This window comes from Flavobacteriales bacterium (genome assembly GCA_016712535.1).
Lineage (GTDB): Bacteria > Bacteroidota > Bacteroidia > Flavobacteriales_F > PHOS-HE28 > PHOS-HE28.
This window is the reverse complement of the sequence record JADJQW010000002.1, coordinates 970,231-990,139: the sequence shown is the minus strand read 5'-3', so window position 1 is coordinate 990,139 and position 19,909 is coordinate 970,231. Positions and strand designations below refer to the sequence as shown.

19 protein-coding genes are annotated in these 19,909 nt (G+C 62.1%); 15 read left to right on the top strand and 4 right to left on the bottom strand.

Annotated features, from left to right (window positions below; all coding sequences use genetic code 11):
- Positions 1 to 2: 2 nt before the first annotated feature.
- Positions 3 to 1,193 (bottom strand): ADP-forming succinate--CoA ligase subunit beta, encoded by a 1,191-nt coding sequence (gene sucC, locus IPK70_04035; GenBank protein ID MBK8226329.1) that lies wholly within the window; start codon positions 1,191 to 1,193, stop codon positions 3 to 5.
- Between the two features lie 70 nt (positions 1,194 to 1,263).
- On the opposite strand from sucC, the gene IPK70_04030 reads away from it, so the two are divergent.
- The 5 genes from IPK70_04030 to IPK70_04010 all read left to right on the top strand — a co-directional run bounded on the left by IPK70_04030 (position 1,264) and on the right by IPK70_04010 (position 6,102).
- Positions 1,264 to 1,911, top strand: coding sequence for an ABC transporter ATP-binding protein (locus IPK70_04030; protein ID MBK8226328.1), 648 nt, complete (start codon positions 1,264 to 1,266; stop codon positions 1,909 to 1,911).
- An 82-nt stretch (positions 1,912 to 1,993) separates the two neighbouring features.
- On the top strand, positions 1,994 to 3,874 hold the full coding sequence (locus IPK70_04025; GenBank protein ID MBK8226327.1) for a delta-60 repeat domain-containing protein: 1,881 nt from the start codon (positions 1,994 to 1,996) through the stop codon (positions 3,872 to 3,874).
- A gap of 108 nt (positions 3,875 to 3,982) precedes the next feature.
- Positions 3,983 to 4,684, top strand: coding sequence for a DUF4412 domain-containing protein (locus IPK70_04020; protein ID MBK8226326.1), 702 nt, complete (start codon positions 3,983 to 3,985; stop codon positions 4,682 to 4,684).
- Positions 4,685 to 4,693: 9 nt separating this feature from the next.
- The gene (locus tag IPK70_04015; protein MBK8226325.1) at positions 4,694 to 5,311 is read left to right on the top strand and encodes a YdeI/OmpD-associated family protein; all 618 of its coding nucleotides are present in this window, start codon (positions 4,694 to 4,696) and stop codon (positions 5,309 to 5,311) included.
- Positions 5,311 to 6,102 (top strand): TIGR02757 family protein, encoded by a 792-nt coding sequence (locus tag IPK70_04010; protein MBK8226324.1) that lies wholly within the window; start codon positions 5,311 to 5,313, stop codon positions 6,100 to 6,102. Before IPK70_04015 ends, IPK70_04010 begins: the two co-directional genes overlap by 1 nt.
- A gap of 8 nt (positions 6,103 to 6,110) precedes the next feature.
- Here IPK70_04010 and IPK70_04005 read toward each other — a convergent pair whose 3' ends face one another.
- From IPK70_04005 to IPK70_03995, 3 genes are read right to left on the bottom strand one after another with little or no spacing between them, the layout of a single operon-like run.
- Positions 6,111 to 7,181: an RluA family pseudouridine synthase gene (locus IPK70_04005; protein ID MBK8226323.1), complete on the bottom strand. Its 1,071-nt coding sequence runs from the start codon at positions 7,179 to 7,181 to the stop codon at positions 6,111 to 6,113.
- The gene (locus IPK70_04000; protein MBK8226322.1) at positions 7,181 to 9,463 is read right to left on the bottom strand and encodes a T9SS type A sorting domain-containing protein; all 2,283 of its coding nucleotides are present in this window, start codon (positions 9,461 to 9,463) and stop codon (positions 7,181 to 7,183) included. Before IPK70_04000 ends, IPK70_04005 begins: the two co-directional genes overlap by 1 nt.
- The gene (locus tag IPK70_03995; GenBank protein MBK8226321.1) at positions 9,453 to 10,271 is read right to left on the bottom strand and encodes a PASTA domain-containing protein; all 819 of its coding nucleotides are present in this window, start codon (positions 10,269 to 10,271) and stop codon (positions 9,453 to 9,455) included. The genes IPK70_04000 and IPK70_03995 overlap by 11 nt, the downstream gene beginning before the upstream one ends.
- Before the next feature lie 125 nt (positions 10,272 to 10,396).
- Here IPK70_03995 and IPK70_03990 point away from each other — a divergent pair, with 125 nt between their 5' ends.
- The 10 genes from IPK70_03990 (at position 10,397) to IPK70_03945 (ending at position 19,903) form a co-directional block, all read left to right on the top strand.
- Positions 10,397 to 11,467: a class I fructose-bisphosphate aldolase gene (locus IPK70_03990; GenBank protein MBK8226320.1), complete on the top strand. Its 1,071-nt coding sequence runs from the start codon at positions 10,397 to 10,399 to the stop codon at positions 11,465 to 11,467.
- 63 nt (positions 11,468 to 11,530) lie between these two features.
- The gene (locus IPK70_03985; protein MBK8226319.1) at positions 11,531 to 12,376 is read left to right on the top strand and encodes an acetyl-CoA carboxylase carboxyltransferase subunit beta; all 846 of its coding nucleotides are present in this window, start codon (positions 11,531 to 11,533) and stop codon (positions 12,374 to 12,376) included.
- A gap of 72 nt (positions 12,377 to 12,448) precedes the next feature.
- Positions 12,449 to 12,718, top strand: a complete 270-nt coding sequence (gene rpsO / locus IPK70_03980) for a 30S ribosomal protein S15 (GenBank protein MBK8226318.1) — start codon at positions 12,449 to 12,451, stop codon at positions 12,716 to 12,718.
- Positions 12,719 to 12,888: 170 nt separating this feature from the next.
- Positions 12,889 to 15,162, top strand: coding sequence for a polyribonucleotide nucleotidyltransferase (locus IPK70_03975; GenBank protein MBK8226317.1), 2,274 nt, complete (start codon positions 12,889 to 12,891; stop codon positions 15,160 to 15,162).
- Positions 15,163 to 15,326: 164 nt separating this feature from the next.
- Positions 15,327 to 16,193 (top strand): RNA polymerase sigma factor RpoD/SigA, encoded by an 867-nt coding sequence (locus tag IPK70_03970; protein ID MBK8226316.1) that lies wholly within the window; start codon positions 15,327 to 15,329, stop codon positions 16,191 to 16,193.
- A 122-nt stretch (positions 16,194 to 16,315) separates the two neighbouring features.
- Positions 16,316 to 16,966, top strand: coding sequence for a ribulose-phosphate 3-epimerase (gene rpe, locus IPK70_03965; GenBank protein MBK8226315.1), 651 nt, complete (start codon positions 16,316 to 16,318; stop codon positions 16,964 to 16,966).
- Between the two features lie 129 nt (positions 16,967 to 17,095).
- Entirely contained in the window at positions 17,096 to 17,701 is a 606-nt protein-coding gene (locus tag IPK70_03960) for a PorT family protein (GenBank protein ID MBK8226314.1), read from the top strand.
- A gap of 100 nt (positions 17,702 to 17,801) precedes the next feature.
- Complete coding sequence (locus IPK70_03955; GenBank protein MBK8226313.1) at positions 17,802 to 18,884, top strand: ATP-grasp domain-containing protein; 1,083 nt, start codon at positions 17,802 to 17,804, stop codon at positions 18,882 to 18,884.
- Between the two features lie 93 nt (positions 18,885 to 18,977).
- A complete protein-coding gene (purE, locus tag IPK70_03950; GenBank protein ID MBK8226312.1) occupies positions 18,978 to 19,481 on the top strand; it encodes a 5-(carboxyamino)imidazole ribonucleotide mutase in 504 nt (167 codons plus the stop codon).
- A complete protein-coding gene (locus IPK70_03945; protein ID MBK8226311.1) occupies positions 19,478 to 19,903 on the top strand; it encodes a DUF296 domain-containing protein in 426 nt (141 codons plus the stop codon). The genes purE and IPK70_03945 overlap by 4 nt, the downstream gene beginning before the upstream one ends.
- Positions 19,904 to 19,909 lie beyond the last annotated feature (6 nt).

The window sequence follows — 19,909 nt, the reverse complement described above, 5'->3', positions numbered from 1 at the left end:
GCTCAGGCCAGCACCTCCTTCACCCGGTCCGCCGCCTCTTGCAGGGCCACCGCGCTCAGCACCTTCAAGCCGCTCTTGTCAATGAGCTCCTTCGCTTCCACCGCATTCGTGCCCTGCAAGCGCACGATGATGGGCACCTGGATGTCACCGATGTTCTTGTAGGCATCCACGATGCCCTGCGCGACGCGATCGCAGCGCACGATGCCGCCGAAGATGTTCACCAGGATGGCCTTCACGCGCTCGTCCTTCAGGATGATGCGGAAGGCCTTCTCCACGCGCGCCGCATCGGCCGTGCCGCCCACATCGAGGAAGTTGGCCGGCTCGCCGCCGCTGAGCTTGATGATGTCCATGGTGGCCATGGCGAGCCCCGCGCCGTTCACCATGCAGCCCACGTTGCCATCGAGGCGCACGTAGTTGAGGCCCGCTTCGCCGGCCTCCACCTCTATGGGATCCTCTTCGGTCTTGTCGCGCATCTCGGCATAGTCCGGATGGCGGTAGAGCGCATTGCCGTCAAGCCGCACCTTGGCGTCCACGGCGATGATCTTGTCGTCGCTGGTCTTCAGCACCGGGTTGATCTCGAACATGGCGGCATCGCTGCCCTCGTAGGCCTTGTAAAGGGAAGCGATGAATTTGCCCATCTCTTTCTTCGCAGCCCCGGTCACACCGAGCTCGGTCGCGATCTTGTTGCACTGGAAAGGACGCAAGCCCACGCGCGGATCGACCACCTCTTTCTTGATCTTGTCCGGGTGATGCTCGGCCACTTCTTCGATGTCCATGCCGCCCTCTGTGCTGTACACGATCACGTTCTTGCCGCTGGCGCGATCGAGCAGGACGCTCATGTAGTATTCCTTGGTCTCGCTGGCGCCGGGGTAGTACACATCCTCTGCGATCAGCACTTTGTGGACCTTCTTGCCTTGAGGCGGCGTCTGCGGGCTCTTCAGCATCATGCCGATGATGGCATCGCTCTTCTCGCGCACCTCGTCGATGGTCTTCGCCAGCTTCACCCCGCCGCCCTTGCCGCGGCCGCCCGCATGGATCTGCGCCTTCACCACCCACCATTTGGTGCCGGTCTCCTGGCTCAGTCGCTTGGCTTGGTCAACGGCTTCATCGGCGTTGTAGGCCACCAGCCCGCGCTGCACGCGCACGCCGAATTGGGAGAGGATGCTCTTGCCTTGGTACTCGTGGAGGTTCATGCGGGGCTTTTCTGATGCGCGGCGAAAGTAGCCCGCGGCCCGATTCAAGCCCCGTGGCTTCCTTTACGCCATGATCGAAGCCACCGGGATCCGCAAGCGCTACGGCGCGCTGGAAGTGCTGAAAGGCGTGGACCTGCACGTGGCCAAGGGCGAAGTGGTGAGCATCGTGGGTGCCAGCGGAGCCGGAAAAACCACGCTCTTGCAGATCCTCGGCACCTTGGAGCGATCCGACGAGGGCACCCTTCGCATCAACGATCAGGAAGTTTCGAGGATGTCGCCGAGCGCGCTTTCAGCCTTCCGCAACGCGCACATCGGCTTCGTGTTCCAGTTCCACCATTTGCTGCCGGAGTTCACCGCACTGGAGAACGTGATGATGCCGGGCCTGATCGCCGGCAAGAGCAAGAGCGAATGCGCGCCGCGCGCTGAGGAGTTGCTGAAGCGCTTGAACGTGCTCCCTCGTAAGGAACACAAGCCCGCCCAACTGAGCGGTGGCGAGCAGCAGAGAGTGGCCGTGGCGCGTGCGCTCTTCAACAGCCCCAGCGTGGTGCTGGCCGACGAGCCCAGCGGCAACCTCGATAGCGCGCACGCCCGCGAGCTGCACCAGCTCTTCTTCGACCTGCGCAAGGAGATGGGCCAGACCTTCGTGATCGTGACCCACAACGAGGAACTGGCCGACATGGCCGACCGGAAGCTGGTGATGCGGGATGGGGTGATCTGAGCGTTTCTGCCGGTGTGGCGTGAGGCCACCATTTTCGCAGTGGTGCGTCAATACTAGCGGAGACCAGACCCATTCAGCCGACATGCGGACTCATTTATTCTTCATCGCATTCTGCGCATTGGCACCGAGCGGAGCTCGGGCGCAGGAAGGCGCCCTTGACCTCACGTTCGATATTGGCGCTGGTGCGAACGGCACGGTGCATGCGATAGCCGTGCAATCGGACGGTAAGATCATCATCGCCGGGGATTTCTCGAGCTACGATGGCAATGCCTGCGGCCGTGTGGCCAGGTTGAACGCTGATGGCAGTTGGGACAGTGGTTTCAACACCGGCACGGGAGCGTCAGCTTCCGTTCGGGCGCTGGTCATACAACCTGATGGCAAGGTGCTCATCGGTGGCTACTTCACTTCGGTTAATGGATCGAACCGGGGGCGCATAGCACGACTGCACAACGACGGCAGCCTGGATACAGGGTTCGATACGAGCGTCGGAGCGAACGGTGCTGTGCTGACGATCGCGCTCCAGCCGGATGGCAGATCCATCATCGGTGGCTGGTTCTCCACCTTCAGCGGCTTCGCGCGCGGTCATCTGGCCCGCCTGAACACGAACGGAACACTGGATACGGGCTTCAACCCCGGCACTGGTACCAATGCTCCGGTGTTCTGTGCGGTAGTACAGCCCGATGGACGCATCCTGATCGGAGGCTCGTTCACCACCTACAATGGCAACGGACGCATCCATATCGCGCGGGTCATTCATTCCGGTGCCATTGACCCCGGTTTCCTCCCGGGCACTGGAACGGACCTCGGGGTGGATGCGATCGGCCTGCAGCCTGATGGCGATATCATCATTGGAGGTTCCTTCACCACCTACAATGACATACCGCGAGAGCGCCTTGGGCGCATCCTTACGGATGGCATGCTCGATGCTTCCTTCGATCCAGGGCTGGGCGCGATCGGCGGGACGGTCTATTCCACCGTGCTGCTGCCCGATGGCCGGTCATACATCAACGGTTACTTTGTCCAGTACGACGGGGTTGTTCGCCAGCGCATCTGCAGGGTGGAACCTGACGGCAGCGTGGATCCCTCGTTCGACCCCGGGACCGGTGCCAACGATTTGGTGAAGGCTTTGGCAGTGCAGCCCGATGGAAGGGTCCTTGTTGGCGGCGATCTCACCCAGTACAATGGCACCGGCCGCAACCGCATCGCCCGACTGATAGGCACGGCTCGCACAACCATCCGTGTATTGCTCGAAGGCCCTTACAACGGCAGCCTGATGACCGATGCGCTGCGCAGCCTCCCCTCCTTCCCGCTCACCGAGCCCTTCACGGCCATGGGTTATGCGGAGACCGCGTTCGTTCCAGGTGCTTCGATCCCGCCAAGCCTGCTCACCACAACCGGCAACAACGCCATCGTGGATTGGGTGATCGTGGAGATGCGGCCTGCGGCAACGCCCAACGTGGTTGCCGCTTCACGCGCCGTGCTGCTGCAACGCGATGGCGATGTGGTGGACCTGGATGGCGTGAGCACCGTGGGCTTCGCGGGCCTTGCGCACGGCAACTATTGCGTGGCCGTGAAGCCGCGCACGCACCTGCCCGTGATGCTCTCAGCTTCAACGCCTTTCGCCTACGGCACCTCGACCACCGCAGTTGATTTCGCGCTGCCCGCTACCCAGGTACACGATGCCGATGCACGCAAGGATGCGGGTGGTGTGATGGTGCTGGCTACGGGCGATGCCACCTTCAACGAGGAGTTGAGTTACGTGGGCAACGGCAACGACCGCGACCCGATCCTGTTGCGCGTTGGCGGCAGCACACCCTCCAACGTCGTAAGCGGTTATTGGCCGGAAGACGTGAACATGGACGGCGTGGTGAAGTACGTGGGAGCCAACAACGACCGCGACCCCATCCTGCTGAATGTCGGCGGCTCCACGCCAACGGCCACGCGGAACGCGCAGCTGCCGTGATCGCGGCGCAAAACGAGGAACTGGCCGACATGGCGGATAGGAAGCTGGTGATAGGATGGGGTGATCCAGCCCTGAGCCCTTCTACCTTTCGGCCAAATCCCCTCGGCCATGATGCGCGCCATATCCCTCTGCCTGCTGATCACCGCTGGCCTTGTCACCAGTGCCTCCCTGACTCCTGCCGGCAATGATGCATTCATCGGCAGCTTCCGTATGGAGATGCACACCTTCAAGAACGACAAGGAAGACAAGCATAGCCCGGTGAACATCCGTTTCTGGGGCCGCGCGGACATGATCCTCTATGAACTGATGATGCCCGACCAGGCACAGCAGATGCGCATGCTCACCGACCTGCGCGGCAATTGGAGCTACACCCTGATCGATAACGGCCAAGGCAGCCGCATGGCCATGAAGATGAAGCGGCCCGAGCTCCCCGCCGACGGCAGCGCGAAGGGCGAGCAGCCGGTGGTCACCGTGACCAAGGAGACGAAGGTGATCGAAGGGCACACCTGCACCAAGATGATCGCCACCAGCAAAGAGGGGACATGGACGGCATGGGTGGCCACTGGCCTTCGCAACGCCTTCATCGACATGGCGCGCGGCATGGACGGACAGGCCGCCCAGCAGAATCGCCATGCCCGCACCGATGTGGAGGGCTTCCCGCTCGAGTTTGAGTGGGTGCCCGCGCAAGGCGATGAGCGGGTCGTCTGCTACATCAAGGAGCTCGTCGTTGGCAAGGTGGATGAGTCGCTCTTCGACATCAGCGGGTACCAGCTGATGGAGATGCCCAGCTTCGCGATCCCGCAGCGCTAGCGGCTGCCAATGCCGACCAAGCTCGACGGGCTCGATCAAGTGGAAGTGACCAGGCGCGCGCAATGGCGCTCGTGGCTGAAGAAGAACCATGAGCGCCCTGACGGCATCTGGCTCGTAACCTGGAAGAAGGCTGCGCCGGAAAAGCACCTGCCTTACGATGCCATCGTGGAGGAAGCGCTCTGCTTCGGATGGATCGACAGCCTGCCGAGGAAGCTCGATGAATCACGGACCATGCTGTACCTCTCCCCGCGCAAGCCAAAGAGCGTCTGGAGCAAGCTGAACAAGGAGCGCATTGAGAAGCTCATCGCCACGAAGCGCATGACTGCCGCCGGGCTGAAGAAGATCGAAATCGCCAAGCAGAACGGATCGTGGACGCGCATCGATGCGGCTGAGGCCTTCGAGATGCCGGCGGATCTCCAGCGCGCCTTGAAGAAGAACAAGAAGGCACTTTCCCACTATGAAGCCTTCCCGCCCGGCGCGCGCAAGCAGATCCTCACCTGGGTGCTCGATGCACGGACCAAGGAGACGCGCGCGAGACGCATCGCGATCGTCGTGGAGCTGGCAGCAAAGAACATCCGGGCGAATGGCCAGACCGTGAAGGCGCATGCAAGCAAGGATCTGGGCTGATGCCGAAGCGACTGGTGAACCGGAATGGATTGAAAGCGCTCCTCGATGAAGCGTACGACCGGTTCGCGCGTCCGTCGTTCATCGCCGACGACCCTATCCAGGTGCCGCGCGCCTTCAGCAAGCGGGAAGATGCGGAGGTGATCGGCTTCCTCACCGCCACCATCGCTTGGGGGCAGCGCAAGACCATCATCAGCAACGCGTGGAAGCTGGCGCGCCTCATGGATGAGCGGCCCCACGAGTTCGTCATGAACGCCGACGCCACGGACCTGAAGCACGTGAGCGGCTTCGTGCACCGCACCTTCAACGGCATCGACCTCAAGCACTTCGTGATCGGCCTGCGGCATCTCTACGCGAACCATGGTGGCATTGAGCAGGCCTTCCTTGAGAATGGCGCCGTCGGGGACATGGGCTTGGCCATCGCGCGCTTCAAGCAGCGCTTCTTCGAACCGGGGCATCAGCCGCGCACGCGCAAGCATGTGGCCGACCCCGCCAAGGGCAGCAACGCCAAGCGCATCAACATGTACCTGCGCTGGATGGTGCGCCCCGATGACCGCGGCGTGGACCTCGGCCTCTGGAAGCGCATCAAGCCTTCGGACCTCATTGTGCCGCTTGATGTCCACACCGGCCGCGTGTCCCGCGAGCTGGGCCTGCTCACCCGCAAGCAAGATGATTGGAAAGCGGTGGAGGAACTCACCAACGCGCTGCATTCATTCGATGCGAGCGACCCCGTGAAGTACGATATCGCGCTCTTCGCTTTGGGGGTGGAAGGCGCGAAGGCCGTTTCGAGTTGAGGAGGGCCTCACTCTGCGTCATCCGCGACGTCCGGTTCCGTTAGCGGCTTCGCATGGGTGTAGGTGCGCCACTTCTCCAGCACGGCCTGCATGTCGGCGGGCAAGGGGCTCTCGAAGCGCATGCGCTTGCCCGTGGCGGGGTGGTCGAAATCGAGCGTGCGCGCGTGCAGGGCCTGGCGCGGCAGCAGCGCGAAGCAGTTCTCCACGAATTGGCGGTACTTGGTGAAGGTGGTGCCCTTCAGGATGCGGTCGCCGCCATAGGCCGCATCGTTGAACAGCGGGTGGCCGATCCATTGCATGTGAGCGCGGATCTGGTGCGTGCGGCCCGTCTCGAGCTTGCATTCCACCAGCGTCACGTAGCGGAAGCGCTCGATCACGCGCCAGCGCGTCACGGCGGCTTTGCCATGCTCGCCTTCGGGGAAGACCTGCATCACCGTGCGGTCCTTGTTGCTGCGGCCGATGTGCCCCTCGATCAGACCTTCGTCCTCGGCGAAATCGCCCCACACGAGCGCGTTGTACCGCCGGTCGCTGGTGCGGTCGAAGAATTGCCGCGCCAGGTGCGAGAGCGCTTCCTCGGTCTTGCCCACCACCATCACGCCACTGGTGTCCTTGTCGAGCCGGTGCACCAGTCCTGGGCGCGGGATCTCCGCACCGGGCACCGGTGGCAATTTGCCGAAGTGGAAGAGCAGCGCATTCACCAGCGTGCCGGTCCAATTGCCGTGGCCCGGATGCACCACCAGGCCGGCGGGCTTGTCGATCACCACCAAGTGCTCATCCTCGAAGAGCGTCTTGAGCGGAATGTCCTCCGGCAGCAATTCCACTTCGCGCTGCGGATAGGGCAGCACGATGCTGATGGCATCCCCAGGCTTCACCTTTTGGCTGGGCTTGGCGGGCTTCTCGTTCACGAGCACATTGCCGGCCTTCGCAGCGGCCTGGATCCGGCTTCGCGAGGTGTTCGCCAAGCGATCGAACAGGAACTTATCGAGCCGGATCAGCGATTGCTTCGGATCGCAAACGATGCGATGGTGCTCGTACAGCTCTTGCTCTTCGCCGAGCGATTCGATCGGATCCTGATCCATCAGCGCTGGATCAGCAAACGCTCTTGCGCGATCAGTGAGCCATCGGCATGGGCGATCCGCACCACGTAGAGGCCGCTGGCCAGCGCGCTCACATCAACGAAGCGGCCGTCCGTGAAGCGGTCATCCGCCACGGTGCGGCCCATGGCATCATGGATCAGCAGCCGCGCGCCTTCAACCGGGAAGCTGGTCCGTGCCATTACCGCCTCATTGGCCGGGTTCGGGAACAGGAGCATGCCTGGGCCATCCGCAACTTCCGGCACGCTCGCGAAGGGATCCACCGCCGCTACGAATACGGGTCGCAGCATCAAGGAGCCCTGTTGCGTGCTCGGTCCGAAGTTGAGCGTGAGCCTGCGGAAGAGCTTGTCCTGGTTGTTGCGGTTGCGGTCGAAGCCGACGTTGAGCTTCACGTTGTTGGTCTGCACCCAGCCCACATAGATGGTGCCCTCGACCATGATCGTGCTGTCGAGCGGGATCTCCACGAAATGGTCGATGCCGTCGAGTCGATAGGTGGGCGATGAGAAGGTGAAGTTCTGGTGCTGGATCACCTCCGGGCTGAGGCTCTTCCAAACAGTGATCAGGAACCGGCCTTCTTCCGGGTTGGGCGAGTCGTTCGGGTCGTTCGCTTGCGGATTGAAGTACATGCGCACGGCGCGCAGGCTGTCCTGTCCGCTGATATCGAAGCGCAGGGCAGCGGCGGCACCCGCTGCGGTGATGCCATAGCCCATCTCCGCGCTGCCGTCGTCATAGGCCATGCAGTTGCTGATCTCCTGCACGAAGTTGACCGTGTCGTTGTACTTGCAGATATCGGGCGTGGTGTTGGTCCAGAGCTTCACGCGCCAGAAGGCGGCATCGGTGCTGAGGGTGGGGTCGTACACGAAGTTGTTCGGTGCGGCTGCGATGGGATGGTCGCTCGGGAAGATGGAACTGGCGTTGCCGCTGGAGTTGAGCCCATTGCTGAATGCCACCGGCCCATTGCCGTTCTCCTCGCGGGCGAGCATGCCGTAGGTGATGAATCGGTCCTCGGTGTCCAAGTTCCGCTGCAAGGCGGTGATGCTCTGTGCCATGTAGGTCGAAGGCGCCTCAGCGAACTTCTCGAACGTGACGCTGGTGTAGGTCTGCAGCAAACTGGTCTCCGGGTACATGTAGGCCACATCGATCAGGCGCGTATCGTCGAAGCTGCGCTGTTGATCAAGGCGCACGTAATCGAGGTGCCAGTGGTCATAGGAGCCGCTCAGGGTGCCATAGTTGAGGAAGCGGAACTTGAAGCCTTCGTGGAAGAACTGTGCGAGCTTGATGGGCACCAGCACTTGCTGGAAATCCTGAAACGGAACATACGGCGTGCTCCAAACACGGCTCCAGTACTGCAATTGGGGCGCCCAGAACTCGAGCACAAGGCTGTCCAGCGGCTGCACGGCATTGTCGCCGCTGAGGCCCTGGGGCTGGTAGAAGAAGCTCACGTAAAGGGAGTCCTCTGGTCCGAAGGCGGAGAGGTCGATGTCAACCGAGGTGAGGTGATCAGCGATGCCGTAAGCCGTGAATTGATCGTAGTTGTACGGGTACCCCGTGCGCGCCAATCCATCGAAGGTGGCCACGCCGATCGTTGGGGGCTCAATGGGATAGTTGCCGTTGATGTAAACATCGTCATCCTCCCAAAGGATCAGCGGGCGCACGCTGTTATCCGGGTTGATGTAGGTGCGCGTATCGGCGGGAACCTCATAGACCAGGAGCGAATCCTGGATCAGCTCCGGGCTGGTGAGGAAGAGGATGTCGGGCGACGGGCTCTGGATCGTATCGAAGATGTTGTAGGCCGGCCAGGCTTCCACGACGAGGTCCGTAGGCGGATAGACCGTGACATCGCGCACGAGGACCGTGGTCGGCGCAAGCGGTGTGCGCGTGGTCACCGGCGGCACGGGATCCATATCGGTGAGGTAGGTGAAGGTGGTGTCGTCGCTGAAGACCATGTCCCATGTGCTCACGCCGGCCACTTCCAAACGGTAGATGGTCTCTTCGAGCGTGACGCCGGGATCCGTGGCCTGTGCCCATCGCTTGCGGGTGCGGTCGATGGAGAAATCATCGACGATGGGCAAGGTCTGGGGGTCGTAGAGGTAGATGAAGTGCTCGTTGAGCCCATCGGCCTTCTGCATGGCGCGGACAGCTTCGGGCACAGGACGCGCCTGCAATGGCGTAAGCACTTCGCCTTGCGCGCTTGCCTGCCGGGGCAGGAACAGCGCAATGGCTGCAAGCAACGCGATGCCGACGAAGAGTATCCGGCTACGGTTCATTGAGGCTATCGGGGCTAGTGTAGCGGGAGGGGTCATTCCAGCCTTCAGCGGGACGCAGGCCGGTAGTATCGGAAGTGAGCCAAAGGTCGATGGTACTGCCCAAAGCAATGCGGTTGTTGGCGCCTGCGGCTGGACTTTGCCTGCGCACCCGCGCAAACGCGGAATCCGCTCGGGTATTGCAACCCTGGCACTCCACCAGCACCCCGAGGTTCAAAGAGGCCATGTTCAGCAACAGCTGCACGTCGGCCATGGATAACCCGGACAGGTCGGGGACCGGCACGCGCTCACCCTTCTCTCCGGCCCCTAGAACCAGGGTGATGGCCTCCCCACGTCGTATCCGCTCATCGGCAGCGATGGGCTTGCCCTTATGGAGTTGCGCGATCACGCAGTCCACGCAGGGATCCGGCTTGTACTGCATCTCTTTCACCTTGAGGCCCAGGATGTCAAGCACGCTCAGCGCCTGACGCTTGCTCAGATCCACCAACTTGGGCATATCGATCATTTTAGGCTGATTGGCATTCAGCACCAGATACACCTTGCGGCCGGGCTTCACCTCCTTGCCCGCGTCCGGATCTTGTTCCACCACAGTGCCCTTGGGCCGGTCCTCTACGAACACGCTGTCGATCACCACCGCACTCAGGTCACGCTTGGCCAAGAGCGCTGCGGCCTCGGCCATGTTTGCTCCCGCCAGGTCGGGCACGCGCATGAGCTCGTTGTGGCGCGTGTAGCCGCGCAACCAGGCCCAACCGACCAAGAGCAGGGCCGCTGCCACTACAACTGGGGCCAGGACGGGCAGAAGGCGTTTCATGCGAAGCGCGCGAAGGTACTTGCCCGCACCAACGCCGGAACAGCCCATATCGCGCATGCACAATCCACCTGCTGGACCCGCCGAGCCCGCACGCCTACCTTCGCCGCCCTGAAAATCGAGCACGCATGCCCACGTTGACCATGAGCAAGATCGAAGAGCTCCTCGGCGCCGATGCCCAGAGCCTGCTGAATCACCAGAGCAAGACCATCGTCAAAGGCAGCCTTAACCTGCCCGGTCCCGACTTCGTGGACCGTTGCTTCGCATTGAGCAACCGCAGTCCGCAAGTGCTGCGCAGCATGCAGGCCCTGTATGGCAACGGCCGCCTGGCCAACACTGGCTACATGAGCATCCTGCCGGTGGACCAGGGCATCGAGCACAGTGCCGCCGCCAGCTTCGCCCCCAACCCCATCTATTTCGATGGGGAGAACATCGTGAAGCTCGCGATCGAGGGCGGCTGCAACGCCGTGGCCAGCACTTATGGCGTGCTCGGCAGCGTGGCGCGCAAATACGCCCACAGGATCCCCTTCATCGTGAAGATCAACCACAACGAGCTGATGACCCTGCCGAACAAGTTCGACCAGGTGCTCTTCGGCAACGTGCAGGATGCCTGGGACATGGGAGCAGTGGCCGTTGGCGCCACCATCTACTTCGGCAGCGATGAGAGCACGCGGCAGATCACCGAGATCGCCGACGCCTTCCAGCACGCGCACGAGCTGGGCATGGCCACCATCCTCTGGTGCTACATCCGCAACAGCGGCTTCAAGGTCGACGGCAAGGATTACCACACCGCTGCCGACCTCACCGGCCAGGCCAACCACTTGGGCGTCACCATTCAGGCGGACATCATCAAGCAGAAACTCCCGGAGACCAACGGCGGCTACAACGCCATCGCCAACTATGGCAAATCGCACAAGAAGGTTTACAGCGACCTCACAAGCGAGCACCCGATCGACCTGTGCCGCTACCAGGTGGCCAACTGCTACATGGGGCGGATAGGACTGATCAATAGCGGCGGTGCAAGCAGCGGCGCCAGCGACATGGCGGAAGCGGTGAGGACCGCCGTGATCAACAAGCGTGCGGGCGGCCAGGGCCTGATCAGCGGCCGCAAGGCTTTTCAACGTCCCATGAATGAAGGCGTAGGTTTGCTCAACGCGATCCAGGACGTATACCTCGACGACAAGGTCACCATCGCTTAAGAAAGCGGAGACAGGAAAGCTGAAACAGGGCCATTTCACCTTTCATACTCCACATTTGCACTCATGGGTTGGTTCACACGCACCAAGGAAGGCATCACCACCTCCACCGAGGAGAAGAAGGAGACGCCAGAAGGCCTCTGGTACAAATGCCCGAGCTGCGATGAGATCGTGACCAGCGAGGACCACGAGAACAACCTGTGGGTCTGCGCCAAGTGCAACTACCATGAGAAGGTCGGCAGCGAAGAGTACTTCGCCCTGCTCTTCGACGACCACAAATACACGGAGATCGGCGCTGAACTGATCGCCGGCGACCCGCTGCAATTCGAGGACACCAAGAAGTACACCGACCGCTTGGCGAAGACGCGGGCCGAGAGCGGCCTGAACGACGCCCTGCGCGCAGCGGAAGGCAAATTGGACAAGCATTACGCGGTGATCGCCTGCATGGACTTCCGCTTCATAGGCGGAAGCATGGGCAGCGTGGTAGGCGAGAAGATCGCCATGGCCGCGGACCAGGCCCTCAAGCGCAAGTGCCCGCTCATTGTTATCAGCAAGAGCGGCGGTGCCCGGATGATGGAGGCCGGCTTCAGCCTGATGCAGATGGCCAAGACCAGCGCCAAGCTCACCCTGCTCGCCAAGAAGAAGCTGCCCTACATCAGCATCCTCACCGATCCCACCACGGGCGGCGTAACGGCCAGCTTCGCCATGCTGGGCGACCTGAACATCGCCGAGCCCAAGGCCCTGATCGCTTTCGCCGGCCCGCGCGTGGTGAAGGAGACCATCGGCCGCGACCTGCCCGAAGGCTTCCAGACCAGCGAGTTCGTGCTGGAGCATGGCTTCCTGGACAAGATCGTGGAGCGCAAGGACCTGAAGGGCTTCCTGGCGAAGACCTTTCAGATGTTCAGGAGCTGAGGATCAGGTTTTGCCCCCTCGAGTGCCTGGTAAGGGTTCTTCCCCTACATTCGCGGCCTGTTACGAACTACCATGTACCTGACCAACGAGGCCAAGAAGGCCATTTTCACCGAGCACGGTGGGTCTGAGAAGAACACTGGCGGTGCCGAGAGCCAGATCGCGCTCTTCACCACCCGCATTGACCACCTCACCGGCCACCTGAAGACCAACAAGAAGGACCATGGAACCGAGAAGGCTCTGATGGACCTGGTGGGCAAGCGCAAGCAATTGCTCAACTACCTGAAGACGCACGACATCGAACGCTACCGGGCCATCATCGGCAAGCTCGGCCTGCGCAAGTGATCCGGGCATGCGCCGCTACTGCGGCACCGGTGGATAATTCCTGATCGAAGGGGGCGATCGTGAATGCGATCGCCCCTTTTCGTTCCGGCGGATGAAGGGATCGATGAACACCGGCCCGCCCTAAAAAAGACAACCAACCAAAAACCGGCGCGAAAGGCGCGCCCAAGAACATGAGACCACAAGGAATAGTCAAGACCATCGACATGGGCGATGGCAAAGTCATCACCATCGAGACCGGGGTGCTGGCCAAACAAGCCGACGGTGCAGTGACCGTCCGCCTCGGAGACACCATCCTGCTCGCCACCGTGGTGGCCACCAAGGAGGCCCGCGAAGGCATCGACTTCCTGCCTTTGCAGGTGGAATACCGCGAGAAATTCAGTGCTGCCGGCCGTTTCCCCGGCGGTTTCTTCAAGCGCGAAGCGCGCCCCAGCGACCATGAGGTGCTCACCAGCCGGTTGATCGATCGCGCATTGCGACCGCTCTTCCCCGATGACTTCCACGGCGATACGCAGGTGGTGGTGACGCTGATGAGCTCTGACAAGAAGAACCAGGCTGACGGCATCGCCTGCCTGGCCGCTGCGGCGGCCCTTGCCGTGAGCGATATCCCCTTCGGCGGGCCCGTGAGCGAGGTGCGCGTCGCCCGGGTGAACGGCCGGTTCATCATCAACCCTACCGTGGACGAGCTGGTTGGGGTCGACCTCGACCTGATCGTGGCCGGCACCAAAGGCGACATCCTGATGGTGGAAGGCGAGATGAACGAGGTGCAGGAGGCCGACATGATCGAAGCGATCAAACTGGCCCACCAGTCCATCCAAATGCAGTGCGTGGCCTTGGAAGAGTTGAGCGCCATGGTGCCCAAGAGCCAGGTGAAGCGCACTTACAACCACGAGAACAACATCGCCGAGATCGGTCAGAAGATCCACGACTTCTGCTACCAGAAGTACTACGACCTGGCCATGGTGCCCAGCACCAAGGAGGCTCGCAACGAGCAGTTCGCCGCCATCAAGGAGGCCTGCCTCGCCACCCTGACCGACGAAGAGAAGGCTGATAAGCCGATGCTGGCGCGCTTCTTCAAGAAGACCCAGAAAAAGGCCGTGCGCAACGTGTGCCTGGATCATGGCAACCGCCTCGATGGGCGCAAGACCAACGAGATCCGCCCGATCTGGAGCGAAGTGGATGTGATGCCCGGCACGCATGGCAGCGCCATCTTCACGCGTGGCGAGACCCAGGCCATCAACCTGCTCACCTTGGGCAGCAGCATGGACGAGCAGACCATCGACCGCGCGACCATGAAGAGCAGCGAACGCTTCATGCTCCACTACAACTTCCCCAGCTTCAGCACGGGCGAAGTGAAGCCGATCCGCGGCCCTGGCCGCCGTGAAGTGGGCCACGGCAACCTCGCCCTGCGCGCGTTGAAGCCAGTGATCCCCGCTCCGCCCGAGAACCCCTACACCATCCGCCTGAACTGCGACATCCTGGAGAGCAACGGCTCCAGCTCGATGGCCACGGTTTGCAGCGGGACGCTGGCCCTGATGGATGCCGGCGTCAAGATCAAGGCCCCTGTGAGCGGCATCGCCATGGGCATGATCAGCGACGGCAAGCGCCATGCGATCCTCAGCGACATCCTCGGCGACGAGGACTTCCTGGGCGACATGGATTTCAAGATCTGCGGCACCGCCAAAGGCATCACCGCCACGCAGATGGACATGAAGGTGGATGGCCTGCCTTACGAAGTGCTCGCGCAAGCCCTTGAGCAAGCGCGCCAGGGCCGCCTGCACATCCTCGGCGAAATGCTCAAGACGATCGATGCGCCGCGTGCCGATTACAAGGACCACGCACCGCGCATCATCACCATCACGATCCCGAAAGAGAGCATCGGCGCAGTGATCGGGCCCGGTGGCCGCGTGATCCAGGAGATTCAGGCCGAGACTGGAGCGCACATCAGCATCGACGAGGTGGACGGCATGGGCCAAGTGGAGATCATGAGCGAGAACAAGGCGAGCATCGATGCCGCACTGGCACGCGTGAACGCTATCGCCAACCCGCCGCAAGCCGAAGTGGGCGCCACCTACAAAGGCAAGGTGAAGACCATCATGCCCTACGGCGCCTTCGTGGAAGTGATGCCCGGCGTGGATGGCCTGCTGCACGTGAGCGAACTCGACTGGAAGCGCATCGAGCGTGTGGAGGATGTGCTCAAGGAAGGCGAGGTGATTGAATTCCAAGTGGTGGGCAAGGACCCCCGCAGCGGCAAGCTGAAGCTGAGCCGCCGCGTGCTGCTGCCCAAGCCCGAAGGCTACGTTGAGCGTGAACCGGCCATGGAAGGCGGTCGCGGCGACCGCCCCTTCCGCGACCGCGGGGACCGGCCGCGCCGGGATGACCGTCCACGCCGGGATGATCGCCCGCGCCGCGACCATGGCGGCAGCGGTGAGCCGAGCAACAACTGATCGCATTCGGAATGCAAGGTGGAAGCCGTCCGCAAGGGCGGCTTTCGCCATTCATGGCCCAAGCGCATCCATTCGTCGGATGCGCGCCTGTTCAGGTAACCGCATGGGGCGGGGCGGCGTTCAAGGCGCCTCATTCACAACACCACAGAGCACAGATGGCACGCATGCGACAGTTGAAGATCGTGAAGCAGGTGACGAACCGCGACACGCCGAGCCTGGATAAATACCTCCAGGAGATCGGTCGCGTGAAGCTCATTACTGCCCAAGAAGAAGTAGAGCTGGCGCGTCGCATCAAGCAAGGCGACCAGGAAGCCCTGGAAGCCCTGGCCAAGGCCAACCTCCGTTTCGTGGTATCAGTGGCCAAGCAATACCAGGGGCAGGGCCTAAGCTTGCCCGACCTGATCAGTGAGGGGAACCTCGGCTTGATCAAGGCCGCAACCCGATTCGACGAGACGCGCGGCTTCAAATTCATCAGTTACGCCGTGTGGTGGATCCGCCAGCAGATACTCCAGAGCCTCGCCGAGCAGGCCCGCATCGTGCGCCTGCCGCTGAACAAGATCGGATCCATCAACAAGATCAATAAGGCTTTCGCGCGCCTGGAGCAGGAGCATGAGCGCCCGCCCACCGCGCACGAATTGGCCGAGGTGCTGGAGATGACCCTCGAAGAAGTGAAGACCAGCCTGAACAACACTGGCCGCCATGTGAGCATGGATGCGCCACTGCGCGACGACGGTGACAGCGGCACCATGATGGACGTGATGAGCAATCCGGACCTGCCCAGCCCACTGGACAGCCTGATGACCGACAGCCTGCGCAATGAGATCGAGCGGAGCTTGCGCGCATTGCACGGACGCGAAGCCGATGTCATCCGCCTCTATTTCGGCCTCAATGGCAACCAACCGCACACCTTGGAGGAGATCGGCCAGAAGTTCGACCTCACCCGGGAGCGCGTGCGCCAGATCAAGGAGAAGGCCATCCGCCGGATGAAACACACGAGCCGAAGCAGCGTGCTGCAGGCTTACCTGGGCTGAACAGGTTGAAGGTGGACCTTTGCTGAGGGTTGACCGTGGTTGCGGGTTGAGCAGAGCGCTCAACCCGCAACATTTCGCACCAACCTCCAAACCCCAACCGTCAGGCGAATAGTTTCGCGGCCATGCCGCACCTCCTCGCCCCTTCGCTCCTATCCGCCGATTTCGCCGAATTGCGCAAGGCGGTTGATCTGATTGAGGAGAGCGAGGCCGCTTGGCACCATATCGACGTGATGGACGGGGTCTTCGTGCCGAACATCAGTTTCGGCTTGCCTGTGATCAAGAGCATCCGCAAGCACGCGAAGAAGCCCTTCGATGTGCACCTGATGATCGTTCGTCCGGACCAGTACATCAATGCCTTCCGCGATGCCGGCGCTGATCACCTTACGGTGCATCTCGAAGCATGCCCTCACCTGCACCGCAGCATCCAAGCCATCAGGGCATCGGGGATGAAGGCCGGCGTGGCCATCAACCCGCATTCACCGGCGCACCTGTTGGAAGATGTTCTCGCCGACATCGATCTCGTTTGCGTGATGAGCGTGAACCCGGGCTTCGGTGGGCAGAAATTCATCGAGCGCACCTACGAGAAGATCGACGTCTTGGCGGCAATGCGCTCCAGGGCCGGTTCACCTGCGTTGATCGAGATCGACGGCGGCGTGGGCCCGGATAATGCCGGCAAGCTCGCCGCTGCTGGCGCCGACGTGCTCGTAGCAGGCAACAGCGTATTCGGGGCCGATGACCCGAAGGCCGCGATCACGAGGCTTGCGTCTTCCTGAGCCTGCACCATGCCGTCGTTCGTCGAGAACGATTCGACGAGACCACTGCTGGACTTGCCGAATAACCCGGCTTGCTTGAAACACCAGCGGCCAGCGCTCACGTTTACCACGCGAATCCCCGCCACGGCCATGCGCCTCCTTCTGCTCGCCTTGCTCTCGCACCTTGCGCCGGTGCTGTTCGCGCAGCGTTCCGGAATCGGCATCAAGGGCGGACCGCTGATGAGCGGCACCAAATCCGCCACACTTGCCGCGAACTGGATCCCTGGAGCAAGCATCGGCGCCTACTTCGCGCTCCGCGCTGGTCCACGCATGGAATTGCAGCCTGAACTGCTCCTCACCTCCTTAGGCGCTGGATACAGCATGCCAGATGGCGAGCGGAGCAAGGTGCGGACGCTTTACGCCCAGGTCCCGCTATCCTTCAAGGTGTACCTGAGCAATGTTGTTAATCTCCAAGCCGGGGCGCAGATGGGAAGGCTCTTGCTTGCCCAGCAGATCAGCCCTGAAGGATCGAGCGATGTGACTTCGAGCCATGAGCACTGGGACTATGGCGTGATACTCGGTGCAGGCGCCGACCTCGTGAGCGGAGTGGACTTAGGCCTTCGCTATTACAGCGGCCTCCGCCCGGTGCTGAGCGACGATCAGGCCTATTTCCCGCGCAACCGTTCCATGGCCTTGTCCTTGGGCTATCGCATGGGCCGCTTGCGTGCGCCCAAGTTCAATCGCAAACGCCACTGAGTCCCGCGCGAACGTCCGGGTATCTTCGCGCCGCATGGCGAAGTCAATCGGCTAGGCGCAGCCCGTGATCGGCCTTCTGGGCGGGGGTCAGCTCGGTCGCATGTTCATCGAGAACGCACTGCGCTACGATGCCCGGATCCATGTTCTCGATCCCGATCCGCTGGCTCCCTGCTCAGCAATCGCAACTCGCTTCGCCGTTGGGGACTTCCGCGACCGGGAAACCGTGTTGCGCTTCGCTGCCGATGCCGATGTGGTGGGCATCGAGATCGAGCAGGTCAACGTTGAGGCTCTGGAGGAACTGAAACGGCTGGGAAAGCGCGTGATCCCCGATCCCGACGTGCTGCGGATCATCCAGGACAAGGGACTGCAAAAGCGATTCTATGCGGGCCACGGCATCCCTTCCTCATCATTCGCGCTGCTGCAGAGCGGCCGCGACCTCACTGACCACGTGCACCTGCTTCCGGCGTTCTTGAAGGCGCGCACCGGCGGCTACGACGGCAAAGGAGTGATGGCGATCGATTCCCCGGCCGATGCCGCGCGCGCCTTCGATGCTCCTTGCGTCCTGGAAGAGCGCGCCGATGTCGCCATGGAACTGGCGGTGATCGTGGCCCGCGCGGCCAATGGCACCATGGTGACCTACGATCCCGTGGAGATGGTCTTCGATCCGCGATTCAATCTCGTGGACCACCTGCGCGCGCCTGCGCGAATTCCTCAACCGGTGAACGAGGCGGCCCAGCGGCTTGCCAAGCGCGTGGCCGAAGCCTTCGGACAACCGGGCCTCTACTCGGTAGAGATGTTCCTGTCCACGGACAATGAGCTCCTTGTGAACGAGACCGCTCCGCGCGCGCACAACAGCGGGCACCACACCATCGAAGCATGCGCCAGCAGCCAGTTCGACCAGCTGCTCCGGCTGTACATGAACTGGCCTCTCGGCGATAGCGGCTTGCGCGGGCATGCCGCCATGATCAACCTCGTGGGCGAGGGCGGCAGCGGTGCTCCCGTGGTGAAAGGACTCGACGACGTGCTGCATCTGCCTGGCAGCTTCTTCCATCTTTACGGCAAGCGCGAGACACGCGCCGGAAGGAAAATGGGCCACGTGGCGGTGATCGCGCAGAACCATGATGAGCTTGACCAGGCCATTGCCGTGACGAAAGTGCACTGCAAGGTGGAGCCTAGGGAATAACGGAAAGACGAAACCTGGAAAGGAAATGAGGTCCAGCGCGCTCCCCATTCGGCCTTGCATCAATTCACCTGAGAGGACTAACCCGCAACGAACATGGTAGGCATCATCATGGGCAGCCGCAGCGATCTGGAAGTGATGCGCGAGGCCTTGGATACGATGAAGGAATTCGGCGTGGAGCACGAGCTCACCGTGGTGAGCGCGCACCGCACCCCGGATCGGATGTTCGCCTATGCAAAGAGCGCTGCGGCTCGCGGGGTGAAGGTGATCATCGCGGGTGCCGGCGGGGCGGCGCACCTGCCGGGCATGGTGGCATCACTGACGACTTTGCCGGTGATCGGCGTGCCCATCAAGAGCCGCAACAGCATCGATGGCTGGGACTCGTTGCTGAGCATCGTGCAGATGCCCGCAGGCGTGCCGGTGGCCACCGTAGCGGTGAATGGCGCACGCAATGCCGGGCTGCTCGCAGTGCAGATCCTGGCCATCCATGATGATAAGCTGGCCGCCAAGCTGGATGCCTTCAAAGGCGAGCAGGAGGACAAGGTGCGCGATGGCATAGCCACGCTGAAGCAGCAATTCCCGAACGGCTTCGACCAATGATGCAAGCCTCAGGAAGGCCATACCGCGTGCATGCCCTGCGGATGCTCCCTGGTGACGATGTGCGCGTGAACCTGCTTGCATGGTGCGAGCAGAACGGCATTGAAGCCGCCGCCATCGTGAGCGCTGTGGGCAGCTTGAGCCATGCCGAGGTCCGATTCGGAGGCAAGAGCAATGGAGTACGTGTTGAGGGCGACCTCGAAGCATGCTCCCTCAGCGGATTGCTGTCCAAGCACGGCATGCATGTGCACCTGGCAGTCGCCGATGGCGATGGCCGCATGACGGGAGGTCACCTGCTTCAGGGCTCTTCGGTGCGCACCACCTTGGAATTGGTCATCCAGGAGATCGGCGGCCTTCGCTTCGTGCGCAGACATGATGAGCGCACGGGTTATGACGAGCTCTTCCCTGAAGAGATCAGGCCTTAACGGCCT